Source organism: Bacillus sp. 22190, from assembly GCF_052045575.1.
Classification (GTDB): Bacteria; Bacillota; Bacilli; order Bacillales; family Bacillaceae; genus Bacillus; species Bacillus altitudinis.
The window spans coordinates 126,344-146,483 of sequence record NZ_JBQEPF010000003.1; the positions used below are offsets into that span (position 1 = coordinate 126,344).

Here is a 20,140-nt window from a genome sequence, read left to right on the forward strand (position 1 = left end):
CCTATGACTGTTTTATACTGGTACAAACAAGTGCAAGTACTGCTTTTGATTCTTTGTTTCAGATGAAAGGAGCAGAAGGTGGTCATTTATTTAGATGTGATTTGGCTGTTAAACTTTTGTTTTGATCTATTGCTGCTCTTACTCACGGCATTTATTCTCAAACGACAAGTGAAAAAAAGGCGATATATGTTAGGAGCTCTCATTGGATCGAGCATTGTTCTCTTGCTCTTTACGCCATTTGCAATGATTGTGTCGCACCCTTTAGGCAAACTGCTTTTTTCTGTCTTGATCGTGCTTGGAACCTTTGGCTTTCAAAGATTTCGTTCCTTTTTTCAAAACCTGTTTGCTTTTTACTTTGTCACATTTTTGATGGGAGGGGGCATGATCGGGGTTCATTCGTTTTTGCAGACAAATACAGTCATTCAAGATGGACTGCTTATTTCACAAAATGATGGATTTGGTGATCCCATTAGCTGGCTTTTTGTTCTCACTGGCTTTCCGGCCATTTGGCTGTTTTCAAAGAAACGATTAGGAGAGGTTGGTGCGAAAAAAAGACAATATGACGAACAAGTACTTGTGGAGATACACATTCAAGGAGAAACGATCCGCTTAAATGGTCTGGTCGATTCTGGAAATCAGCTGTATGATCCATTGACGAAAACACCTGTCATGATCGTCCAGCTCGATCAGCTCACATCTATTTTCGGAGAGCCATTTATAGAAAAAATGAAACAGTTTCATCCTGTTGAAGTGATGCAAAAGCTTGATGACCATTTTCCGCTGCTTGATCGTTTAAGACTCGTTCCATATCGCGCAGTCGGTCATGATCACGGGTTTCTACTATGCTTTAAACCAGATACGGTCGTCCTTTATACAAAAACGCATATGATCCAGCCAGCGAAGTGTTTTGTTGGGATGAGTCTAAGTGGATTATCAGCAGATCAGGAATTTCAATCCATCATTCATCCAGAGATGTTAGACGGAAAAATGATACAAGGGGTGTCGTAGTTTTTTTGTGATGTCTTTTATCTTACGAAGTCAACTGGACATTTAGAAGGGAGAAGAAGATGAAAAAATTAAAATTTAAACTCACTTACTACTGGTATAAACTCCTCATGAAGCTAGGGCTAAAGAGTGATGAGATTTATTATATTGGTGGAAGTGAGGCACTGCCTCCGCCGTTATCAAAGGATGAAGAACAAGAATTGCTCGTTAAATTACCAAAAGGTGATCAAACAGCACGAGCCATTTTGATCGAAAGAAACTTGCGATTGGTCGTTTATATCGCAAGAAAATTTGAAAACACAGGCATTAACATTGAGGATTTGATTAGTATCGGAACGATAGGCCTCATAAAGGCAGTAAATACGTTTAATCCAGAAAAAAAGATCAAACTGGCCACATATGCGTCTAGGTGTATTGAAAATGAGATTTTGATGTATTTACGCCGAAATAATAAAATCCGTTCAGAAGTATCCTTTGATGAACCGCTTAACATCGACTGGGACGGCAATGAATTGCTTTTATCAGATGTACTTGGGACAGATGATGATATTATCACCCGGGATATTGAAGCAAATGTCGATAAAAAATTACTGAAAAAAGCGTTAGAACAATTAAACGATCGTGAAAAACAGATCATGGAACTGAGGTTCGGTTTAGTTGGCGGTGAAGAAAAAACCCAAAAAGATGTTGCCGACATGCTTGGTATTTCTCAGTCCTATATTTCAAGGCTCGAAAAAAGAATTATTAAACGATTGCAAAAAGAATTTAATAAGATGGTCTAAAAAAAATTTTTTTGAAAGCTTTATCCCTGTACTGTCAAAGGGATCACCATTTTTTCACATCTTTCTCGTCATAGACCGTGCATATTTTTCCATCCCACGGAGATACTGAACTTTGTACAACAGCTCCTGTAGGGAGGGAAAAAAGTGTCCAGAAATAAAGTGGAAATCTGCGGAGTCGACACCTCCAAACTGCCTGTTCTGAAAAACGACGAGATGAGAAAATTATTCAGACAGCTGCAAGATGAAGGTGATGATACAGCAAGAGAAAAGCTAGTCAATGGCAATTTGCGGTTGGTTTTAAGTGTGATTCAGCGTTTTAACAACAGAGGCGAGTATGTTGATGATCTCTTCCAAGTAGGCTGTATCGGATTAATGAAATCAATTGATAATTTTGATTTAAGCCACAATGTCAGATTTTCAACTTATGCGGTCCCTATGATCATAGGAGAAATCCGTCGATACTTGCGCGATAACAACCCTATCCGGGTGTCTCGTTCACTAAGAGATATTGCCTATAAGGCGCTTCAAGTCCGTGAGAGACTAATTAGTGAGACAAGCAAGGAACCAACGGCAGAAGACATTGCCAAAGTGTTAGAAGTCCCTCATGAGGAAATTGTTTTTGCCCTAGATGCCATTCAAGATCCTGTTTCTTTGTTTGAACCGATTTATAATGACGGAGGAGATCCGATTTATGTGATGGATCAAATTAGTGATGAACGGAACAAAGATACACAATGGGTAGAAGAATTGGCCTTAAAAGAGGGAATGCGCAGATTGAATGATCGAGAAACAATGATTCTTCGTAAACGCTTTTTCCAAGGCAAAACACAAATGGAAGTGGCAGAAGAAATCGGCATTTCTCAAGCACAAGTATCAAGGCTTGAAAAAGCAGCAATCAAACAAATGAATAAAAATATTTTTTAAAGCCGCCGCTGATGTGCGGCTTTTTTCATTCTTTTTAGAGAACCCATCTCTAGTATTGACTCTGTTATTTTTTTCATTTAATCTGTTTTTAACAAATGTTATTTGAAATATCATTTGTGAGGGAATAGAGAAGCGGAAAGAAGGGTTATTATGACATTCCATGATGAAAGAAGGCTGCTCATTAAGGTTGCGCATATGTACTATGAAGAAGGCGCCACTCAATCTAAAATTGCAGAAGCTGTTGGGGTTAGCCGTTCGCTCATATCGAAATATTTGGCAAAAGCACGTGAAGCAGGAATCGTGGAAATCATTATTCATGATGAAGTAAATCAACAATATGGTTCGTTAGAAAGAAAAATAGAGCGAAAATACGGGCTGCGAGAAGTCGTGTGTGTGGAATCTCTCAGTCAAGAAACAACAAAAAGTCGAATAGGAGCTGCGGCTGCGGGCTTTTTATTAAAAGTCATGAAGGATGGACAAGTCATCGGTTTTTCATCAGGGACAACCTTGCATGAAATGGCGAAAGCGCTTACGTCTGTTCAGCATTTTCCGTCTGTGACATTTGTTCCGCTAGTCGGAGGCGTCGGAAATGAAGATGTTGATATTCATGCCAACTATATTATTGGAAGATGCTCAGAAGCACTCAAATCCAAATGTGAGTTTTTACATGTGCCTGTCATGCTTGATACGAAAGAAGCGAAAGATGTACTCATTAGACAGCCGTCGATCAAAAAAGTCATTGAATTAGGAGAATCATCAAATATCGCAGTCGTAGGAATAGGCGGGGTTCCGCAACATTCAACGATGGTGAAATCCTATATGACAAGTGGTGAGGAAGATATCCTGCAAGCGAAAGATGTCGCGGGTGACATTTGTTATAACTTTATTGATCATAAAGGTGAAGTGTATCCGCATCCGTGGAACGACCGGGTGATGGGGATCAGTCCTCAAAAATTGAAAGAGATCCCGCTTGTGATTGGTGTCGCTGGAGGAGAAGAAAAAATTGAAGCGATCAGGGCAGCGTTAGAAGGTGGATTAATTCATGTGTTAATTACAGATGAACAAACCGGAGATGCCCTATTAAAGTAACTACCTAAGCCGATTAGGTAGTTTTTTTGAGTCTTTAGACTCAAAAAGATTGAAAATTTTATCGATTTTATCTTGACACAAAGTTGACACATCATATAAACTAAGTTCATAACAAATGATAAATAAAATAACAAATGTTACAAGAAACAGATTTTTGTTAATTTTTATAACATTTGTTAAAAGTTTCAGATTATTTTTCTAGCAATCTATTGTGAAGCAAGAAAACCTGAAAGGATGATTTAGATGTCAATTTATCAACAATTGTTAGCACGAGAACGCAGCGGAGATCCAATCAAAGTTGGGATTATCGGGGCAGGCCAAATGGGCTTTGGACTCATTTCACAAATTTCTAAAATTCCAGGTATGATTGTCGCAGGTGTTTGTGATATTCATCTTAGTGCAGCTGAGAAAGCAGCGAATTTTTACAAGCAACATGCGAAACCACATCAAATGGTCGTCACAAATGATTACAGAGAAGTGATTCAATCAGATTCTGTGGAAGTCGTTGTGGATGCAACAGGTGTTCCAGAGGTCGGAGCAAACATTTCTTTGGAAGCGCTTAATTCAAAAAAACATCTCGTTCTTTTAAATGTAGAAGTCGATATTACGATCGGTTTGGTCATGCATAAATTATTCACGAATGCAGGACTTGTTTACTCTGGATCAGCTGGAGATGAACCAGCAGCAACGCTAGAACTATACGAATTTGCAAAAACAATGGGGCTTGAAGTATTGGTTGCTGGGAAAGGTAAGAACAACCCATTCTTCCCAGAAGCAAACCCAGATACGTGTAAAGCTGAAGCAGATAGTAAACATATGAGTGCCCACATGCTGGCAGCATTCCAAGACGGAACAAAAACGATGGCAGAAATGAACCTATTAAGTAATGCAACAGGACTTTTGCCTGATAAAGTCGGCATGCACGGAGTAGAAGCGAATTTAGAAAATGTAGCAGATAAATTAAATCAAAAACAGCAAGGCGGCGTACTGGATAACTTCGGAGTCGTTGAATATGTAAACGGACTGGCACCAGGTGTCTTTGTCATCGTCAAGAGTGATCTTGAGCCAGTAGATGAAGAGCTTCGTTACTTAAAAGTTGGAAAAGGTCCTCACTACACACTGTATCGTCCTTTCCACTTAGCAAGCCTTGAAACACCAGTGACGATCGCAAAAGCAGTCTTACAACACGATTCTTCAATCCATCCAATTGGTGTACCAGTATCAGAAACTGTCGCTGTGGCGAAAAGAGATATTAAAGCAGGAGAAACACTTGATGGTATTGGCGGATACTCCGTAAGAGGTGTACTTGAAACACATCAAGACATGAAAGCGAACGGCCACATCCCAATTGGCTTAATCAGCGGAAAAGTGGTAGCGAAAAAAGATATCAAATTGGGGCAATTCCTATCTCATGATGATGTAGAACTTGATTCAAACACAACGGTCTGGAAGCTGCGTTCATTACAAGATCACTTATTTCAATCATAAGGACGTGAGGCTATGGAAAAATTAGCAATCGTACTTTGCATTATTCTGATTGTGCAGTATGGTTTATCGTTTATTCAAATCAAGTACTACCGCAAAAGCATGGATTCACTGATTGACGACTATAAAGGGAAACAAGGCTATCACTTGTTTTCAGGAATGGAGCGGCGCAAATTTGGTCCTGGAGCCATTGCGCTCATCATTGTCGATGAATCATACATCATTCAAAAGTGTCATGTGCTGGGTGGCGTCTCGATTTTGTCTAAATTTAAGGAACTGCCTTCCTATGAAGGAAAACATGTGGGGGCTGTGCTTGATGAGCATCACATGATGAAACAAACATTGAAAAAGCGCAAAAGGGGACCAGCTGTCATGCAAGCACTCTCCATGGCAGCGGAGCAGGCGCTTGTCTCGATTTCTAAAAAAAATATAACAAATGTGAACTAAGAAAGGGGAGATGAAACATGGAATGGATTCAATGGTTTGGAGAGCACTTTATCGGGATGTTTGAAGCCGGCGGAAAGCAATTCATGGGTCTTGTTACAGGTATCGTTCCAACGCTTGTTGTGTTACTTACTTTCACTTATGCTGTCATGAAGTTTATTGGAGAAGAGCGAGTGAATAGAGCGATTCAGTTTGCAGCGAAATATACCATTTTGCGCTATACGTTAATGCCGATCTTATCCGTTCTTATTTTGACAAACCCAATGGCTTATACGTTTGGCCGCTTCTTACCTGAAAAACAAAAACCAGCATTCTATGATTCAGCTGTTTCATTTGTTCATCCGGTGACATCGCTGTTCCCGTATGCCAACGCAGGAGAACTGTTTGTCTACTTAGGAATTGCGAACGGGATTAAAGAAGCTGGATACTCTATGTCAGAGCTGGCTGTTCGTTACTTCTTAGTCGGGATCGTTGTCATTTTACTTCGCGGAATCATTACGGAATGGATCACAAAGTACTTAGCAGGAAAAATGAAAGCGAATTCACAATAGGGGAGGGTTAGACATGACAAACCACAAAGTATTTGTTGCAAAAGGTGCTGGCGGATGGGGAAAAGGATTAGAGCTTGAACCAACCGGTAAAAGAAGAAAGGTCGTTTCCATTACAGGAGGAGGCATTCACCCAGTTGCACGTAAAATTGCAGAAATGACAGGGACAGAAGCATGTGATGGTTTTAAAAATTCTATACCAGAAGATGAAATGATGTGTGTTGTCATTGACTGCGGAGGAACAGCGCGAATCGGACTTTATCCAATGAAACGTATTCCAACTGTCGATGTGCTGGCATCCTCTCCTTCTGGACCGCTTGCAAAACACATTACAGAGGATATCTTCGTATCAGGTGTCACAGAAAAAGATATTTCCTTTGCGGAAGCATCTGATAGTGAAGGGAATGTAGAAGGTCAAGAAAGCAGCGGCCCAATTGACAAAGAGAATTTCAAAGAAACCTATTCAAAACTGAAAGAGGAAAATATCGAACGTCAAGAAAAAGGGAATTTCCTCATGAGATTCTCAAGAGGAATCGGGAAAGTAACCGGCACATTCTATCAAGCTGGTCGTGATTCTGTTGATATGCTCCTTAAAAACATTATTCCATTCATGGCCTTTGTCAGTATGTTAATTGGAATTATCAATTATACAAAAATCGGTGATCTGATTGCCCATTTCCTTTCACCTTTGGCAGGATCTTTATGGGGGCTCTTACTGCTCGTTGTTGTCTGTACCTTACCGTTCCTATCGCCTGTCTTAGGACCTGGGGCAGTCATTGCACAAGTCATCGGTGTTCTCATTGGTAGTCAAATTGCACTAGGGAATATTCCGCCTCAATTTGCTCTTCCAGCACTGTTTGCGATCAACGGTCAAGTAGGGTGTGACTTTATCCCGGTGGGGCTATCACTTGGTGAAGCGAAGCCGGAAACGGTACAATATGGGGTACCAGCAGTTTTGTATAGCCGTCTCATTACAGGCGTTCTATCTGTTGTGATCGCATACGTTGCCAGCTTCGGTATGTATTAAACGTATTAAAGGAGGAATCGAGATACATGGTAACACAATCTGTCGTAAAAGAAATTGGGATCTTAGTCCCGCAGTTTAAAGAAGATAAGCTGATTGTTTTATTTGGACCAGCAGCGCCGCAGGAATTAAGAGATATGTCTGTCATTCATGAGTTTGAACACTTAGAAGAAGAGCCGCTGAAATTAGGCGGAACGATTCAAGTGGGCGACCAAACTTATACCATTACTGCTTTAGGCAATAAAGCAAATGACAACTTTAAGGAACTCGGCCATATTTCGATCTACTTCCAAGAGCCGTTTGATGATGTATTACCGGGAGCTGTCTTTGCATCCCCGCATACGTTTCCTGACATTAAAGAGGGCGTACGAATTGAAATTTCGTAACCATGCAAAAAAGCTGTTCCTTAATAGGGAGCAGCTTTTTTGCGTTAGGTTTACTGATTGAAACATTTGCGATATGCTGTAGACGTTATTATTTGTATATTCAGAATTTTTATTCAGGGGGAAAAGATCGTGTCGCTTGACTTGAAGGATGTTTCTTTAAAACGAAATGGAAAATGGCTGCTTCGTTCTATTGACTGGCAGGTGAAAGACCAGGAACACTGGGTGCTTTATGGTTTAAATGGTGCTGGGAAAACGGCTTTATTAAATATGCTTTGCTCATATTATTTTCCAACGTCAGGTGAGATGACGGTGTTAGGCCATGTGTTTGGCAAGGAAGCGCTTGGTGAAAAACTAAGGAAGAAAATTGGTCTCATCTCTGCTGGTCTTGAAAAGAAGCTGCACAGAGATGACAATGCATTTGAAATTGTTTTGAGCGGGGCATTTGCTTCCATCGGACTTTATGAAACACCTACAGATGAGATAAGAGAGAAGGCGATTGATTTATTAAAAACATTTGGATCGTTTCAATATGCCAATCGCACGTATGAAACCCTGTCGCAAGGAGAGAAACAAAAAGTGCTCATCGCAAGAGCTTTAATGAATGATCCGAAGCTTCTAATATTAGATGAACCTGTGACGGGTCTTGATTTTTTAGCAAGAGAACAAGTGCTGGAGACGATCTCATTGATTGCATCAAAACCAGATGCGCCCACATTGCTCTATACGACCCACCACGCAGAAGAGATTCTCCCGATTTTTCAGCACACCTTATTATTAAAAGAAGGTACTGTTTTTCATAAAGGGGAGACAAAGCAGATGATGACAAGTGACTTGCTTTCTTCCTTTTTTGAATGTCCAGTCGAAGTCATGTGGCAAAACGGCCGTCCTCACTTAAGTAAATTGTAGATAAGAGAAACTATTGGTCTGCTTCCCTGCTTTTCCATCATACATATTATAGTAGAAAACGAAAGGCGGGGAAGGACAGATGATCAGTATTTCTGAATTCCAAATCAAAGATGTTGTCGATGTGTCCAGCGGAAAAAAATTAGGTACCATTGGAGACATCGATATCAATGTCACGAGCGGTAAAATACAAGCGATTATCATAGGCGGTACAGGTAAAATGATGGGATTTTTCGGAAAAGAAGAGGAAATGATTGTCCCGTGGCGAAATATAGTAAAAATTGGCGAAGATGTGATACTTGTCCGTTTGTCTTCTTAATTCGTGTAAACTCCTCAATCAATAGATCAAATTTTCCTTGAAACAAGCTCTCCATTCTCAGCAATCAATGTCTTTTTCGGGTAAAAAGATTACGTTTTCATATCAATTTGAAAAAAAACCTGTAGAAAGGGCACATTTGAGTGTAATATTTAATGAATCCCACTAACTGTCTTTGCACGTCTTGTGGTAAAATAGGAGCGATATAAAGAGAGATGAATGAAAGGTGGGAGGCAGCTTTGATAGACAAATATGACCCCTTTCAGCAGAAATCACCTTATACAATGATGATTCATGATTGGACGAACATGACATGTTCTGGAAAAGAGATATTGGCCGGTTTTACGACAAAAAATGGCGGCTTTAGTCTTTCTCCATATCAATCAATGAACACTGGACTCCATGTAGGAGATGATGCTTCTAGTGTCCAAATGAATCGGCAAGTCATTGCAGATGCTACTGCTGTGCCGCTCTCTAATTGGGTGTTTGCTGACCAAACACACGAGGATCGCATCATGAAAGTCACAAAGGAACAAAAGGGAAGAGGAAGTCTTCAGTATGATGAAGCACTCTCTAGAACAGATGGTTTATACACCTCTGAACCAAACATCATGCTCGCTCTTTGTTTCGCTGACTGTGTTCCGCTTTATTTTCTAGCGCCGCAATCTGGGCTGATTGGAACGGCTCATGCCGGCTGGAAAGGAACCGTCAAACAAATTGGCGCCAACATGGTTGATGCATGGGTTCGCCAAGAAGGCGCTGATGCCGATCATATACAAGTCGTCATTGGACCATCCATTGGCAGCTGCTGCTACATAGTAGATGATGTTGTCATAGATCAAGTGAAACAGCTTCCTTTTTCAACAGAGGATGTGTATTCCGAGATGTCACAAGGACAATACAAAATTGACTTAAAAACACTAAACAAAAACGTATTACTTCATGCAGGATTAAAAGAAGAAAACATACATGTCAGTTCGATGTGCACAAGTTGCAATGAGCAGCATTTCTTCTCACACCGGCGTGATCAAGGGAAAACAGGACGTATGATGTCTTTTGTCGGGTTTAAGGAGGCATAAGTGCAATTGAATGTACGAGAGAATCTCAGACAAATAAATGAACAAATCAACGAAGCATGTAAAAGAGCAGGTAGACATCCAGACGATGTATCGGTTGTCGCTGTCACAAAATATGTCTCGATTGAACGAGCATTAGAAGCAAAGGATGCCGGAATTTTGCACTTTGGTGAAAATCGTGACCAAGGGTTACTTGAAAAACAGGCAGCCATAACCGATGAAAACATTAGCTGGCACTTCATCGGCAGTTTACAGACGCGAAAAGTGAAATCTGTCATTCAGACCATTGACTACTTACATTCGCTAGACAGAATGTCCCTTGCGAATGAAATTGAAAAAAGAGCGGATCACACGGTTCGCTGTTTTGTACAGGTGAACACATCACTTGAGGAGTCAAAACACGGTTTACAAAGCGAAGACGTGATTCCATTTGTCAAACAGCTGGCTGATTTCAAACATATTGAAATTGCTGGACTCATGACGATGGCTCCATTTACAGATGATTATACTGTGATACGAAACTGTTTTAAAACATTAAAAAGCCTTCAACAAGAGGTAAAACAACTGAACCAAGTAAATGCACCTTGTCAGCATTTATCGATGGGCATGTCAAACGATTTTGAAATCGCAATTGAAGAAGGTGCGACATTTGTTCGGATTGGCTCTTCACTTGTTGGAAATGAAACAGGAGGTGCGTGACATGAGCATAAAAAATAAGTTTAAAAGCTTCTTCACACTCGATGATGAAGAGTATGAGTACGAATATATTGATGAAGAAAGAGAACCAGCACAAGAAGAAAAAAACACAAAAGATAAAGCGGCATTTCAAGAGCGTCCTCAGGCAGGAAAACAAAATGTCGTCAGCTTGCAAAGCGTGCAAAAATCCTCTAAAGTGGTGTTAAGTGAGCCGCGTGTTTATGCAGAGGCTCAAGAGATTGCAGATCATATTAAAAATCGGCGTGCAGTCGTCGTCAATTTGCAGCGCATTCAGCACGATCAAGCAAAGCGAATCATCGATTTCTTAAGCGGAACGGTTTATGCAATCGGTGGAGACATTCAGCGTATTGGCTCGAATATATTCCTCTGCACTCCTGATAATGTGGATGTATCTGGCACAATATCAGAGCTATTGACAGAGGAAGAACCTCAGAGGTGGTAAACCAAAGTGATTCTATATTACATTTTTCAGTTTCTACAGACTGTATTAACGATTTACTCATTCGCGATCATTATTTACATCTTTATGTCATGGGTACCATCTGCAAGAGAAACAGCGATTGGCCGCTTCTTGACAAACATTTGCGAACCGTATTTAGAACCATTCCGTAAAATTATTCCGCCAATTGGCATGATTGACATCTCGCCAATTGTGGCATTGCTTGTGATTCGTTTCGCATCATTGTATGGACTAACTGGTCTTTATAATATGATTGTACGATTCATGTAAACAGGCTGCCGGGCTTGGCATCTGCCAGGCTCTTTTACATAAAAGGGGAACAAAATGAGCGATATTTATCAACATTTTAGAAAAGACGAACAGCCATTTGTCGACCAAGTATTAGGCTGGAAAAACATCGCACTCGATCAATATCGAATGAAATTAACAGACTTTCTTGATCCGCGTGAGCAGTTCATTACCCAGTCCGTGATTCAGCATTCTGATGAACTGGGTCTCATGTTTTTTGGCGGGTATGAGGAAGCAGAGCGAAAAAGGGCTTTGATCTATCCTGATTATTTAGCACCGTCTATACAGGATTTCGAGCTGACTTATTTTCAGGTGAACTATGCGAAAAAGTTTATTTCGATAGAACACCCCAACCTTCTCGGTTCGCTCATTGGGACAGGCCTGAAGCGTCAAAAATTCGGTGATTTGTTGTTTTCAGAGGACAATGTGCAATTTATTTGTACAAGCGATGTTGCCGATTTTGTTCGGGCTCAGCTGACGCATGTCGGCAGAGCATCTGTTTCATTAGAGGAAATTAGCAAGGCAGATCTTCAGCCAGTCATCAGCAAAACCGATATCAAAGAAGATACGATTTCTTCACTGCGGCTTGACGCTGTATGTGCTGCTGTCAGCCGTCAGTCTCGGCAAAAAGCACAACTTTTGGTCAAAAATGGTCTTGTCAAAGTAAACTGGAAAGTCACTGAAGACCCTTCCTTTACAATTGGTGAAGGTGATCAGCTCTCTGTCAGGGGATTTGGCCGCTTTAGCTTAAAAACAATTGATGGGAAGACAAAAAAAGATAAATTCAAAGTAACATTTGAGCTTCTGACATAACGAATTTGAATCTGGAGGTGGCAAGATTGCCATTAACACCTAATGATATTCATAATAAAACGTTCACAAAAAGTTTTCGCGGCTATGACGAAGATGAAGTAAATGAGTTTTTAAGCCAAGTACGTAAAGATTACGAGATCGTACTTCGCAAAAAGAACGAGCTTGAAGACAAAGTCAACGAGCTTGATGAAAGACTAGGCCATTTTGCAACAATTGAAGAAACATTAAACAAATCCATTCTTGTGGCGCAAGAAGCAGCAGAAGACGTGAAGCGTCATTCTGATAAAGAAGCGAAATTGATCATTCGTGAAGCTGAGAAAAATGCAGACCGTATTATCAACGAAGCGTTATCAAAATCAAGAAAGATTGCAATGGAAATCGAAGAGCTCAAGAAACAGTCGAAAGTCTTTAGAACTCGTTTCCAAATGCTCATCGAAGCTCAGCTTGATCTTCTGAAAAATGATGATTGGGATCATTTGCTGGAATATGAAGTTGACGCTGTCTTTGACGAAAAAGAATAAGCGCATCATCTTGACATGACGTGCTCATGTTGCATATAATACCATCATAAATTAACAAGAGATAAACGTTTGAAAGGGACACTCGCAGTTGTCACATGCGTAATTAAGCGAATCAGGGACGGTGGAAGCCTGACATTACGGGACGCTGCAATGAGATCACCCCTTTAGTTCCTTTTCTGAAATGAATGAGTAAGAAAAGGCGTCTGATCACGTTACGATTTTAGAGTGGATAAGCGGCAATTTCAAAGCGCTTGTCTAAAAGGGTGGTACCGCGAGACAAGCCTTCTCGTCCCTTATGGGATGAGAGGGCTTTTTTTATTGTTTTTTAATACGAATTTGCATGTGGAGGAATAGGTATGAACTACAAAGACACCTTATTAATGCCAAAAACAGAATTCCCGATGAGAGGGAACCTGCCGAACAAAGAGCCTGAAATCCAAGAGGAGTGGGCAGAAAAAGACATCTATCAAATGGTTTTAGAGCGGACAAAAGGACGCCCAACCTTTATTTTGCATGATGGACCTCCATATGCGAATGGTGACATTCATATGGGGCACGCACTCAATAAAATCCTCAAAGATTTTATTGTCCGTTTTAAATCAATGAATGGATTCCATGCACCGTACGTACCGGGCTGGGATACACATGGCTTACCGATTGAAACAGCCCTTACGAAAAATAAAAAAGTCAAACGCAAAGAAATGTCGACAGCAGAATTCCGTAAACTATGTGAGGAGTATGCTTGGAAACAAATCGAAGGTCAGCGCAATCAGTTTAAACGTTTGGGCGTAAGAGCAGACTGGGACAATCCATATGTGACATTGAAGCCTGAATACGAAGCGCAGCAAATTCTTGTCTTTGGTGAAATGGCGAAAAGAGGCTATATTTACAAAGGTCTTAAGCCTGTTAACTGGTCTCCATCAAGTGAATCAGCACTTGCTGAAGCAGAAATTGAATACAAGGACAAACGTTCACCATCGATTTACGTATCATTTAAAGTGAAAGATGGCAAAGGCGTACTTGAAAACGGCGAGCAGTTCATCATCTGGACAACAACACCTTGGACACTTCCTGCAAACCTTGGCATTTGTGTACATCCAAACCTAGAGTACAGTGTGCTTCAAGTGGGTGCTGAGCGATATGTCATCGCATCTGAACTAGTTGAACAAGTGGCAAAAACACTTGGCTTTGAAGAGTACGAAGTTGTGAAAACGTTAAAAGGTAAAGAATTAGATAAGGTCGTTGCAGTACATCCAATTTACGATAGAGATTCTCTTGTGATGCTTGGCGATCACGTCACAACAGATGCAGGAACAGGCTGTGTTCACACAGCGCCAGGTCACGGGGAAGATGACTTTATCGTAAGTATGAAGTACGGTCTTGATGTGCTATGTCCAGTAGATGAAAAAGGTGTGATGACAGAAGAAGCACCTGGTTTTGAAGGACTATTCTACGAGGATGCCAATAAAGCCATCACAGAACAGCTTGAAGCAAAAGGCGCATTGAAAAAACTCGACTTTATCACGCACTCCTATCCGCATGACTGGAGAACGAAAAAACCAACAATTTATCGTGCAACTGCTCAGTGGTTTGCTTCCATTAAAGATTTCAGAGAAGCGCTATTAGATAATATTAAAGAAACGAAATGGGTTCCAGCTTGGGGCGAAACGCGCCTGTTCAATATGGTGCGTGACAGAGGTGACTGGTGCATTTCAAGACAGCGTGTATGGGGCGTTCCAATCCCGGTCTTCTATGCTGAAAATGGTGAGCCAATCATCACAGATGAAACGATTCAGCACGTCTCTCAATTATTTAGAGAACATGGCTCGAATATTTGGTTTGAAAAAGAAGCAAAAGAATTATTGCCTGAAGGCTTTACACATCCAGGCAGCCCGAATGGTGAATTTACAAAAGAGCAAGATATCATGGATGTATGGTTTGATTCTGGTTCTTCTCACCAAGCGGTATTAGAAGAACGAGATGACCTTGTTCGTCCGGCAGACCTTTACCTTGAAGGTTCTGATCAATATCGCGGGTGGTTTAACTCATCTTTATCTACAGCAGTTGCTGTCACTGGAAAAGCGCCATATAAAGGTGTTCTCAGCCATGGCTTTACGCTTGATAAAGAAGGACGCAAGATGAGTAAATCATTAGGCAATACGATTGATCCGACGAAAGTGGCGAAGCAGCTTGGTGCGGAGATTCTTAGACTTTGGGTCTCTTCTGTCAACTATCAAGCCGATCATCCAGTGTCTGATGACATTTTAAAACAAGTCGCAGAAGTTTATCGTAAAATCCGTAACACGTTCCGCTTCTTGCATGGTAACCTGTTTGACTTTGATCCAGCAGTCAATGCAGTACCAGTCGAAGAGCTTCGCGAAGTGGACCAATATATCTTAATCAAATTAAACAAATTGATTGATAAAGTGAAAAAAGCTTATGATGATTACGAATTTGCGGTTGTCTATCATGCCATCCACAACTTCTGTACGATTGAGCTTAGCTCTTTCTATCTCGATTTTGCAAAAGATGTGGTATACATTGAGCATGCGGATCATCCAGACCGCCGCAGCATGCAAACGGTCTTCTACGAAACATTAATGGCGTTAGTGAAGCTGACAGCACCAATTCTTCCGCATACAGCAGATGAACTATGGAGCCACTTAAGCTTTGTTGAAGAGCCAAGTGTTCAGTTAACAGATATGCCAGAAGGTGTAGCTGTTCCTCAAGCAGAAGCGACAGAAGTGAAGTTTGACCGCTTTATGGAAGTACGTGACGATGTGCTAAAAGCGCTGGAAATTGCGCGTAATGAGAAAGTCATCGGACGTTCACTTGAAGCAAGTGTGACCCTTTATGCAACAGAGGAAGTGAAAAACCTTCTTGCATCCATTAAAGAAGATGTGAAGCAGCTCTTCATCATTTCTGAATTAACAGTAGAAGATGAGAAACATGCAGACGCATCAGCGCCTGAATACACATCAGGACGTATTGTTGTTCAAAAAGCAGAAGGCGAACTGTGCGAACGCTCCCGCATTATTTCAAAAGATGTTGGCGCAAATCCAAAATACCCAACATTGTCGCTCAAAAATGCTGAAATTGTGGAGAAATATTACCAGAATTAACAGCACAATATCACCAACTAGCGCCCCGCATATAGCGGGGCGTTTTTGATATAGAGAAAATGACAGCGTTTAGAACGAAAGGAAAAATCTTATGGCTTTAAAGTAAACAGGCGGGGCAACAATATGATTATCACGACAGGGCAGGAGTTGAAACAGCGACATGAATGGCGATCTAGAGACGATTTACATGGAACTCCTTCAAATGAGAGAAGAACTGCAATCGAAACTGTTTGAATATGCATCATTGCGTTCACCCGCTGAACATGTCACGTTCGATCAAGCAAAAACGACCACGCTTCTTTATCACATCAAAGAAGAACTGCAAGATGTTTCGCTCGCGATTGCAAAAATTGAACAAGGAACTTATGGCATATGTGAGGCGACTGGGCATACAATGCCCATTGAACAAATGAGTATTCTTCCGACTGCTCGTACGACTGACGACTTTTTATATCATAAGCAATACGAGAAAAAATCATTCACCCCTTATCCTCACGAATCAAACGATTCTCATTTTGAAGCCTTCCACATGTAGGGAGGTTTTTGTCTGTCAACTAAAGTTTCTTTACTCCATCCTGTTTTCTTGATAAAATGCTTAAAGACCAAAGTATGAAGATGGAGGAACGTGTGTGTTCTATTACATAATCGCATTCGTGATAATTTGTTTAGATCAATTAACAAAATGGCTCATTGTCAAACATATGATGCTCGGTGATTCTATTCCTGTGATTGATGGCTTCTTTTACATCACATCCCACCGAAATTCAGGAGCCGCATGGGGGATTCTCCAAGGACAAATGTGGTTTTTCTATGTGATCACACTCGTTGTTATTGCAGGAATTGTTTATTATTTGCAAAAACATGGACAAAAGGACAAGCTACTTGGCGTAGCGCTTGCCTTAATGCTTGGCGGAGCGATTGGAAACTTTATTGACCGTATTTTCCGTCAAGAAGTGGTTGATTTTGCTCATTTCGTATTTGGGGATTATCATTATCCAATCTTTAATATCGCAGATTCCTCTCTATGTGTGGGGGTCATTCTGCTCTTTATTCAAATGCTTTTAGATGGAAAGAAAAATAAGGAGTCAACTACATGAATCAAGTAAACATTGCCGTTTCAGAAGAACAAACGAGTGAACGGCTTGATAAATTTTTAAGCACAACTGAACCAGAATGGTCAAGAACCCAAGTCCAGCAGTGGGTGAAAGATGGGCTCATCGAAGTAAATGGAAAACAAGTGAAGGCCAATTATAAAGTACAAGCTGGAGATCAAATCAAAGTAGAGATTCCAGATCCAGAAGCACTAGATGTAGAAGCGGAATCAATGGATCTTGATATTTATTATGAGGATGAAGATGTACTAGTGGTCAATAAACCAAGAGGAATGGTCGTTCATCCAGCACCAGGACATGTGACAGGTACTCTTGTCAATGGCCTCATGGCTCATTGCAATGATTTGTCAGGCATTAATGGTGTGATGAGACCAGGAATTGTCCACCGGATTGATAAAGATACGTCAGGGCTTTTAATGGTCGCAAAAAATGATATGGCGCATGAATCACTCGTCAATCAGCTGGTGGCGAAAACGGTCACTAGAAAATACACAGCCGTTGTTCATGGCATCATTCAGCATGATACTGGAACGATTGATGCACCAATTGGTCGAGACAAAAAAGATCGCCAAAGCATGACGGTCACAAAAGAAAATGCAAAGCAGGCAGTCACTCATTTTGATGTGATGGAGCGCTTTAAAGACTTTACCGTTGTAGAATGCCGCCTTGAAACAGGAAGAACCCACCAAATTCGTGTTCATATGAAATACATTGGCTATCCGCTTGCCGGAGATCCAAAATATGGCCCGAGAAAAACGGTTGATTTCAATGGACAACTGCTGCATGCAGGCGTGTTAGGATTTGATCACCCTAGAACAGGAGAATATATGGAGTTTACAGCTCCAATTCCAGCTGATATGCAGGGCTTTATCGATTCATTAAGAAATAACGATTGACAGGCCGTTCTTTTTTTGAAATAATAAACGAAGAAATTGAGATTCTTTAAAACAGTCCAGAGAGGCTGAGAAGGATAACGGATCAATTTGTGCACGAGTATGCACAAATGAGCGCCCCTCTCTGCCCTTTGCAGAAGGGGCTTTTTATTTGTCAAAAAGAGGTGTAAAAGATGGAACAAAAAGCAGTCATTCTTGATGAACAAGCGATAAGACGAGCGCTTACCCGTATTGCACATGAAATGATTGAGCGCAACAAAGGGATGAAGGATGTCATCCTAGCCGGGATCAAGACAAGAGGTATTCATCTTGCAAAGCGCCTTGCAGAGCGCATCGAGCAAATTGAAGGAAACCCCGTGACTGTGGGTGAACTTGATATTACGCTATACCGTGATGACCTGACAAAAAAGACAGAGAACCAAGACCCGCTTGTCAAGGGTGCAGACATCCCAGCTGACATTAATGACAAAACACTCATTGTTGTGGATGATGTTCTGTTCACAGGCAGAACGGTGAGAGCAGCTATGGATGCGCTTGTGGATGTAGGAAGACCATCTTCCATTCAGCTGGCTGTTTTAGTCGACCGGGGACACCGGGAGCTGCCGATTCGGGCAGATTATATCGGGAAAAACATCCCGACATCAAAAGCTGAGACAGTCATGGTTCAGCTCAATGAAGTAGATCAAAACGACCTTGTCGCTATATATGAAAAATAACCTTTTTAAATGCATTCCAGAGAGTTTGCAAAGAGGGCAATAACAGAGACACCGAGCACACGGCTAAAGTGACGTGTACGGTTTTTCTAGGCCTCTTTGCGCATACTCGCAAAGAGGCTTTTTTAATGAAAAAGGACACATCTAGGAGGAAAATCATGAGTCAGCAAAAAGCCAATTTAGGCATTCGAGATATCCCAAAACCGTTCACATGGCTGTCACTCAGCCTGCAGCACTTGTTTGCCATGTTTGGTGCAACCATTCTTGTACCAAAGATCATTGAGATGAGCCCAGCCGTTGCGCTCATCTCAAGCGGGGTTGGAACCATTGTGTACTTAATCATCACAAGAGGGCAGATTCCGGCGTATCTTGGATCATCCTTTGCCTTTATCGCCCCTATCTTGAATGTAAAAGCCACCGGCGGTCCTGGAGCCGCAATGGTAGGTGCCTTTATGGCTGGTGTGGCATATGCACTCATCGCATTATTTATCAAATGGCTCGGCACAGGCTGGCTAATGAAGCTTCTGCCGCCTGTCGTTGTAGGACCCGTTATTATGGTCATCGGACTCGGACTCGCTGGAACAGCTGTTAACATGGCGATGTACGTGGATCCAAATGCAAAGGAGCTTGTTTACAGCCTGAAGCACTTAATGGTTGCAGGCTTCACGCTCGCCGTCACCATTATTAGTATGATCTTCCTAAGAGGATTCCTTAGCTTGATTCCAGTCTTAATCGGCATTATCAGCGGCTACCTCTTTGCCTTAACACAAGGCATTGTGAACTTCCAGCCGGTCATTGCTGCAAAATGGTTTGCTGTACCAGACTTTGTTGTACCATTTGTCGACTATACTCCTGCTGTGACCTTAAGCATTCTCACAGTGATGGTGCCAGTTGCCTTTGTGACCATGTCTGAGCACATCGGCCATCAAGTCGTGTTAAGCAAGGTGGTCGGGCAGGATTTTATTAAAAAACCAGGTCTTCACCGCTCCATTTTAGGAGACAGTGCAGCGACGATCTTTGCATCACTCATTGGCGGACCTCCAACAACGACTTATGGAGAAAACATTGGCGTCCTTGCCATCACAAGAGTGTTCAGTATCTTCGTCATCGGCGGAGCAGCGGTGTTTGCGATCTGCTTCGGCTTTGTTGGGAAAATTTCAGCATTAATCAGTACAGTACCGTCCGCGGTTATGGGAGGCGTTTCGTTCCTGCTCTTTGGAATCATAGCTTCAAGCGGACTGCGAATCCTGATTGATCATAAAGTGAATTTTGAAGAAAAGCGCAATCTCATTATCGCATCAGTCATCTTAGTCATTGGTATTGGCGGGGCATTCATTGAGGTGAAACAAATCAATCTGACGCTGTCAGGAATGGCACTCGCTGCTATTACTGGCGTCCTGCTAAACCTGATTCTGCCGCATCAAAAGGCAGAAGATGATGAGTCAAATGAATCGAATACCGAAAACCTTTTAAAAGAAGTCCAGTGAGGCTGACAAGGGTTCTAAACGGAGCAGAACGT

General features: G+C 41.5%; 23 protein-coding genes and 1 other annotated feature. All 23 genes read left to right on the top strand.

All coding sequences use genetic code 11. From position 1 onward, the window contains the following. Positions 1-78: 78 nt before the first annotated feature. Entirely contained in the window at positions 79-1,008 is a 930-nt protein-coding gene (gene spoIIGA, locus ACTJKA_RS05365) for a sigma-E processing peptidase SpoIIGA (protein ID WP_017367198.1), read from the top strand. A 59-nt stretch (positions 1,009-1,067) separates the two neighbouring features. Then, a complete protein-coding gene (sigE, locus tag ACTJKA_RS05370) occupies positions 1,068-1,787 on the top strand; it encodes an RNA polymerase sporulation sigma factor SigE (protein WP_007499746.1) in 720 nt (239 codons plus the stop codon). 144 nt (positions 1,788-1,931) lie between these two features. Continuing rightward, on the top strand, positions 1,932-2,711 hold the full coding sequence (gene sigG / locus ACTJKA_RS05375) for an RNA polymerase sporulation sigma factor SigG (protein WP_171465307.1): 780 nt from the start codon (positions 1,932-1,934) through the stop codon (positions 2,709-2,711). 150 nt (positions 2,712-2,861) lie between these two features. Next, entirely contained in the window at positions 2,862-3,800 is a 939-nt protein-coding gene (locus ACTJKA_RS05380) for a sugar-binding transcriptional regulator (protein WP_007499742.1), read from the top strand. A 243-nt stretch (positions 3,801-4,043) separates the two neighbouring features. Then, on the top strand, positions 4,044-5,288 hold the full coding sequence (locus ACTJKA_RS05385; protein WP_008344966.1) for an NAD(P)H-dependent oxidoreductase: 1,245 nt from the start codon (positions 4,044-4,046) through the stop codon (positions 5,286-5,288). Between the two features lie 12 nt (positions 5,289-5,300). Beyond that, positions 5,301-5,732: a transcriptional regulator GutM gene (locus tag ACTJKA_RS05390; protein WP_008354650.1), complete on the top strand. Its 432-nt coding sequence runs from the start codon at positions 5,301-5,303 to the stop codon at positions 5,730-5,732. Between the two features lie 17 nt (positions 5,733-5,749). Then, positions 5,750-6,280 (top strand): PTS glucitol/sorbitol transporter subunit IIC, encoded by a 531-nt coding sequence (gene srlA, locus ACTJKA_RS05395; RefSeq protein WP_003210918.1) that lies wholly within the window; start codon positions 5,750-5,752, stop codon positions 6,278-6,280. A gap of 13 nt (positions 6,281-6,293) precedes the next feature. After that, positions 6,294-7,304 carry a PTS glucitol/sorbitol transporter subunit IIB gene (srlE, locus tag ACTJKA_RS05400; RefSeq protein ID WP_024720315.1) on the top strand — a complete coding sequence of 337 codons (1,011 nt, stop codon included), beginning with the start codon at positions 6,294-6,296 and terminating at the stop codon, positions 7,302-7,304. Between the two features lie 26 nt (positions 7,305-7,330). Next, on the top strand, positions 7,331-7,687 hold the full coding sequence (locus tag ACTJKA_RS05405) for a PTS glucitol/sorbitol transporter subunit IIA (protein ID WP_007499733.1): 357 nt from the start codon (positions 7,331-7,333) through the stop codon (positions 7,685-7,687). A 129-nt stretch (positions 7,688-7,816) separates the two neighbouring features. Further along, the gene (locus ACTJKA_RS05410) at positions 7,817-8,593 is read left to right on the top strand and encodes an ABC transporter ATP-binding protein (protein ID WP_017367201.1); all 777 of its coding nucleotides are present in this window, start codon (positions 7,817-7,819) and stop codon (positions 8,591-8,593) included. Positions 8,594-8,672: 79 nt separating this feature from the next. Continuing rightward, positions 8,673-8,909 (top strand): YlmC/YmxH family sporulation protein, encoded by a 237-nt coding sequence (locus tag ACTJKA_RS05415; protein WP_008344958.1) that lies wholly within the window; start codon positions 8,673-8,675, stop codon positions 8,907-8,909. A 212-nt stretch (positions 8,910-9,121) separates the two neighbouring features. Beyond that, complete coding sequence (gene pgeF / locus ACTJKA_RS05420; protein WP_156060494.1) at positions 9,122-9,985, top strand: peptidoglycan editing factor PgeF; 864 nt, start codon at positions 9,122-9,124, stop codon at positions 9,983-9,985. A 6-nt stretch (positions 9,986-9,991) separates the two neighbouring features. Next, the gene (locus ACTJKA_RS05425) at positions 9,992-10,681 is read left to right on the top strand and encodes a YggS family pyridoxal phosphate-dependent enzyme (RefSeq protein WP_175580589.1); all 690 of its coding nucleotides are present in this window, start codon (positions 9,992-9,994) and stop codon (positions 10,679-10,681) included. A 1-nt stretch (position 10,682) separates the two neighbouring features. After that, positions 10,683-11,141: a cell division protein SepF gene (gene sepF, locus ACTJKA_RS05430; RefSeq protein WP_017359354.1), complete on the top strand. Its 459-nt coding sequence runs from the start codon at positions 10,683-10,685 to the stop codon at positions 11,139-11,141. A gap of 6 nt (positions 11,142-11,147) precedes the next feature. Beyond that, positions 11,148-11,429: a YggT family protein gene (locus ACTJKA_RS05435; RefSeq protein WP_017367203.1), complete on the top strand. Its 282-nt coding sequence runs from the start codon at positions 11,148-11,150 to the stop codon at positions 11,427-11,429. Positions 11,430-11,483: 54 nt separating this feature from the next. After that, on the top strand, positions 11,484-12,260 hold the full coding sequence (locus ACTJKA_RS05440) for an RNA-binding protein (RefSeq protein ID WP_025207303.1): 777 nt from the start codon (positions 11,484-11,486) through the stop codon (positions 12,258-12,260). Positions 12,261-12,286: 26 nt separating this feature from the next. Continuing rightward, the gene (locus ACTJKA_RS05445) at positions 12,287-12,781 is read left to right on the top strand and encodes a DivIVA domain-containing protein (protein WP_008344947.1); all 495 of its coding nucleotides are present in this window, start codon (positions 12,287-12,289) and stop codon (positions 12,779-12,781) included. A gap of 59 nt (positions 12,782-12,840) precedes the next feature. After that, positions 12,841-13,078 (top strand) — a binding site (T-box leader). Positions 13,079-13,137: 59 nt separating this feature from the next. Beyond that, positions 13,138-15,903 (top strand): isoleucine--tRNA ligase, encoded by a 2,766-nt coding sequence (gene ileS, locus ACTJKA_RS05450; RefSeq protein WP_007499722.1) that lies wholly within the window; start codon positions 13,138-13,140, stop codon positions 15,901-15,903. Positions 15,904-16,063: 160 nt separating this feature from the next. Next, positions 16,064-16,438 carry a TraR/DksA family transcriptional regulator gene (locus tag ACTJKA_RS05455; protein WP_144610134.1) on the top strand — a complete coding sequence of 125 codons (375 nt, stop codon included), beginning with the start codon at positions 16,064-16,066 and terminating at the stop codon, positions 16,436-16,438. A gap of 94 nt (positions 16,439-16,532) precedes the next feature. Then, entirely contained in the window at positions 16,533-17,000 is a 468-nt protein-coding gene (lspA, locus tag ACTJKA_RS05460; protein WP_008344942.1) for a signal peptidase II, read from the top strand. Further along, positions 16,997-17,911 (top strand): RluA family pseudouridine synthase, encoded by a 915-nt coding sequence (locus ACTJKA_RS05465; protein WP_074042037.1) that lies wholly within the window; start codon positions 16,997-16,999, stop codon positions 17,909-17,911. Before lspA ends, ACTJKA_RS05465 begins: the two co-directional genes overlap by 4 nt. A 170-nt stretch (positions 17,912-18,081) precedes the next feature. Then, positions 18,082-18,624, top strand: a complete 543-nt coding sequence (pyrR, locus tag ACTJKA_RS05470) for a bifunctional pyr operon transcriptional regulator/uracil phosphoribosyltransferase PyrR (protein WP_007499718.1) — start codon at positions 18,082-18,084, stop codon at positions 18,622-18,624. Positions 18,625-18,779: 155 nt separating this feature from the next. Next, a complete protein-coding gene (locus tag ACTJKA_RS05475; protein WP_144625892.1) occupies positions 18,780-20,108 on the top strand; it encodes a uracil-xanthine permease family protein in 1,329 nt (442 codons plus the stop codon). Positions 20,109-20,140: the final 32 nt, after the last annotated feature.

What these genes read in the sequence shown, in the direction of transcription:
- sigE (WP_007499746.1), top strand. Translation starts at nt 1,068, where the DNA reads ATGAAAAAATTAAAATTTAAACTCACTTACTACTGGTATAAACTCCTC.
- ACTJKA_RS05380 (WP_007499742.1), top strand. Translation starts at nt 2,862, where the DNA reads ATGACATTCCATGATGAAAGAAGGCTGCTCATTAAGGTTGCGCATATG.
- ACTJKA_RS05385 (WP_008344966.1), top strand. Translation starts at nt 4,044, where the DNA reads ATGTCAATTTATCAACAATTGTTAGCACGAGAACGCAGCGGAGATCCA.
- ACTJKA_RS05390 (WP_008354650.1), top strand. Translation starts at nt 5,301, where the DNA reads ATGGAAAAATTAGCAATCGTACTTTGCATTATTCTGATTGTGCAGTAT.
- srlA (WP_003210918.1), top strand. Translation starts at nt 5,750, where the DNA reads ATGGAATGGATTCAATGGTTTGGAGAGCACTTTATCGGGATGTTTGAA.
- srlE (WP_024720315.1), top strand. Translation starts at nt 6,294, where the DNA reads ATGACAAACCACAAAGTATTTGTTGCAAAAGGTGCTGGCGGATGGGGA.
- ACTJKA_RS05405 (WP_007499733.1), top strand. Translation starts at nt 7,331, where the DNA reads ATGGTAACACAATCTGTCGTAAAAGAAATTGGGATCTTAGTCCCGCAG.
- ACTJKA_RS05415 (WP_008344958.1), top strand. Translation starts at nt 8,673, where the DNA reads ATGATCAGTATTTCTGAATTCCAAATCAAAGATGTTGTCGATGTGTCC.
- pgeF (WP_156060494.1), top strand. Translation starts at nt 9,122, where the DNA reads ATGAATGAAAGGTGGGAGGCAGCTTTGATAGACAAATATGACCCCTTT.
- sepF (WP_017359354.1), top strand. Translation starts at nt 10,683, where the DNA reads ATGAGCATAAAAAATAAGTTTAAAAGCTTCTTCACACTCGATGATGAA.
- ACTJKA_RS05440 (WP_025207303.1), top strand. Translation starts at nt 11,484, where the DNA reads ATGAGCGATATTTATCAACATTTTAGAAAAGACGAACAGCCATTTGTC.
- ileS (WP_007499722.1), top strand. Translation starts at nt 13,138, where the DNA reads ATGAACTACAAAGACACCTTATTAATGCCAAAAACAGAATTCCCGATG.
- ACTJKA_RS05455 (WP_144610134.1), top strand. Translation starts at nt 16,064, where the DNA reads ATGAATGGCGATCTAGAGACGATTTACATGGAACTCCTTCAAATGAGA.
- ACTJKA_RS05465 (WP_074042037.1), top strand. Translation starts at nt 16,997, where the DNA reads ATGAATCAAGTAAACATTGCCGTTTCAGAAGAACAAACGAGTGAACGG.
- pyrR (WP_007499718.1), top strand. Translation starts at nt 18,082, where the DNA reads ATGGAACAAAAAGCAGTCATTCTTGATGAACAAGCGATAAGACGAGCG.
- ACTJKA_RS05475 (WP_144625892.1), top strand. Translation starts at nt 18,780, where the DNA reads ATGAGTCAGCAAAAAGCCAATTTAGGCATTCGAGATATCCCAAAACCG.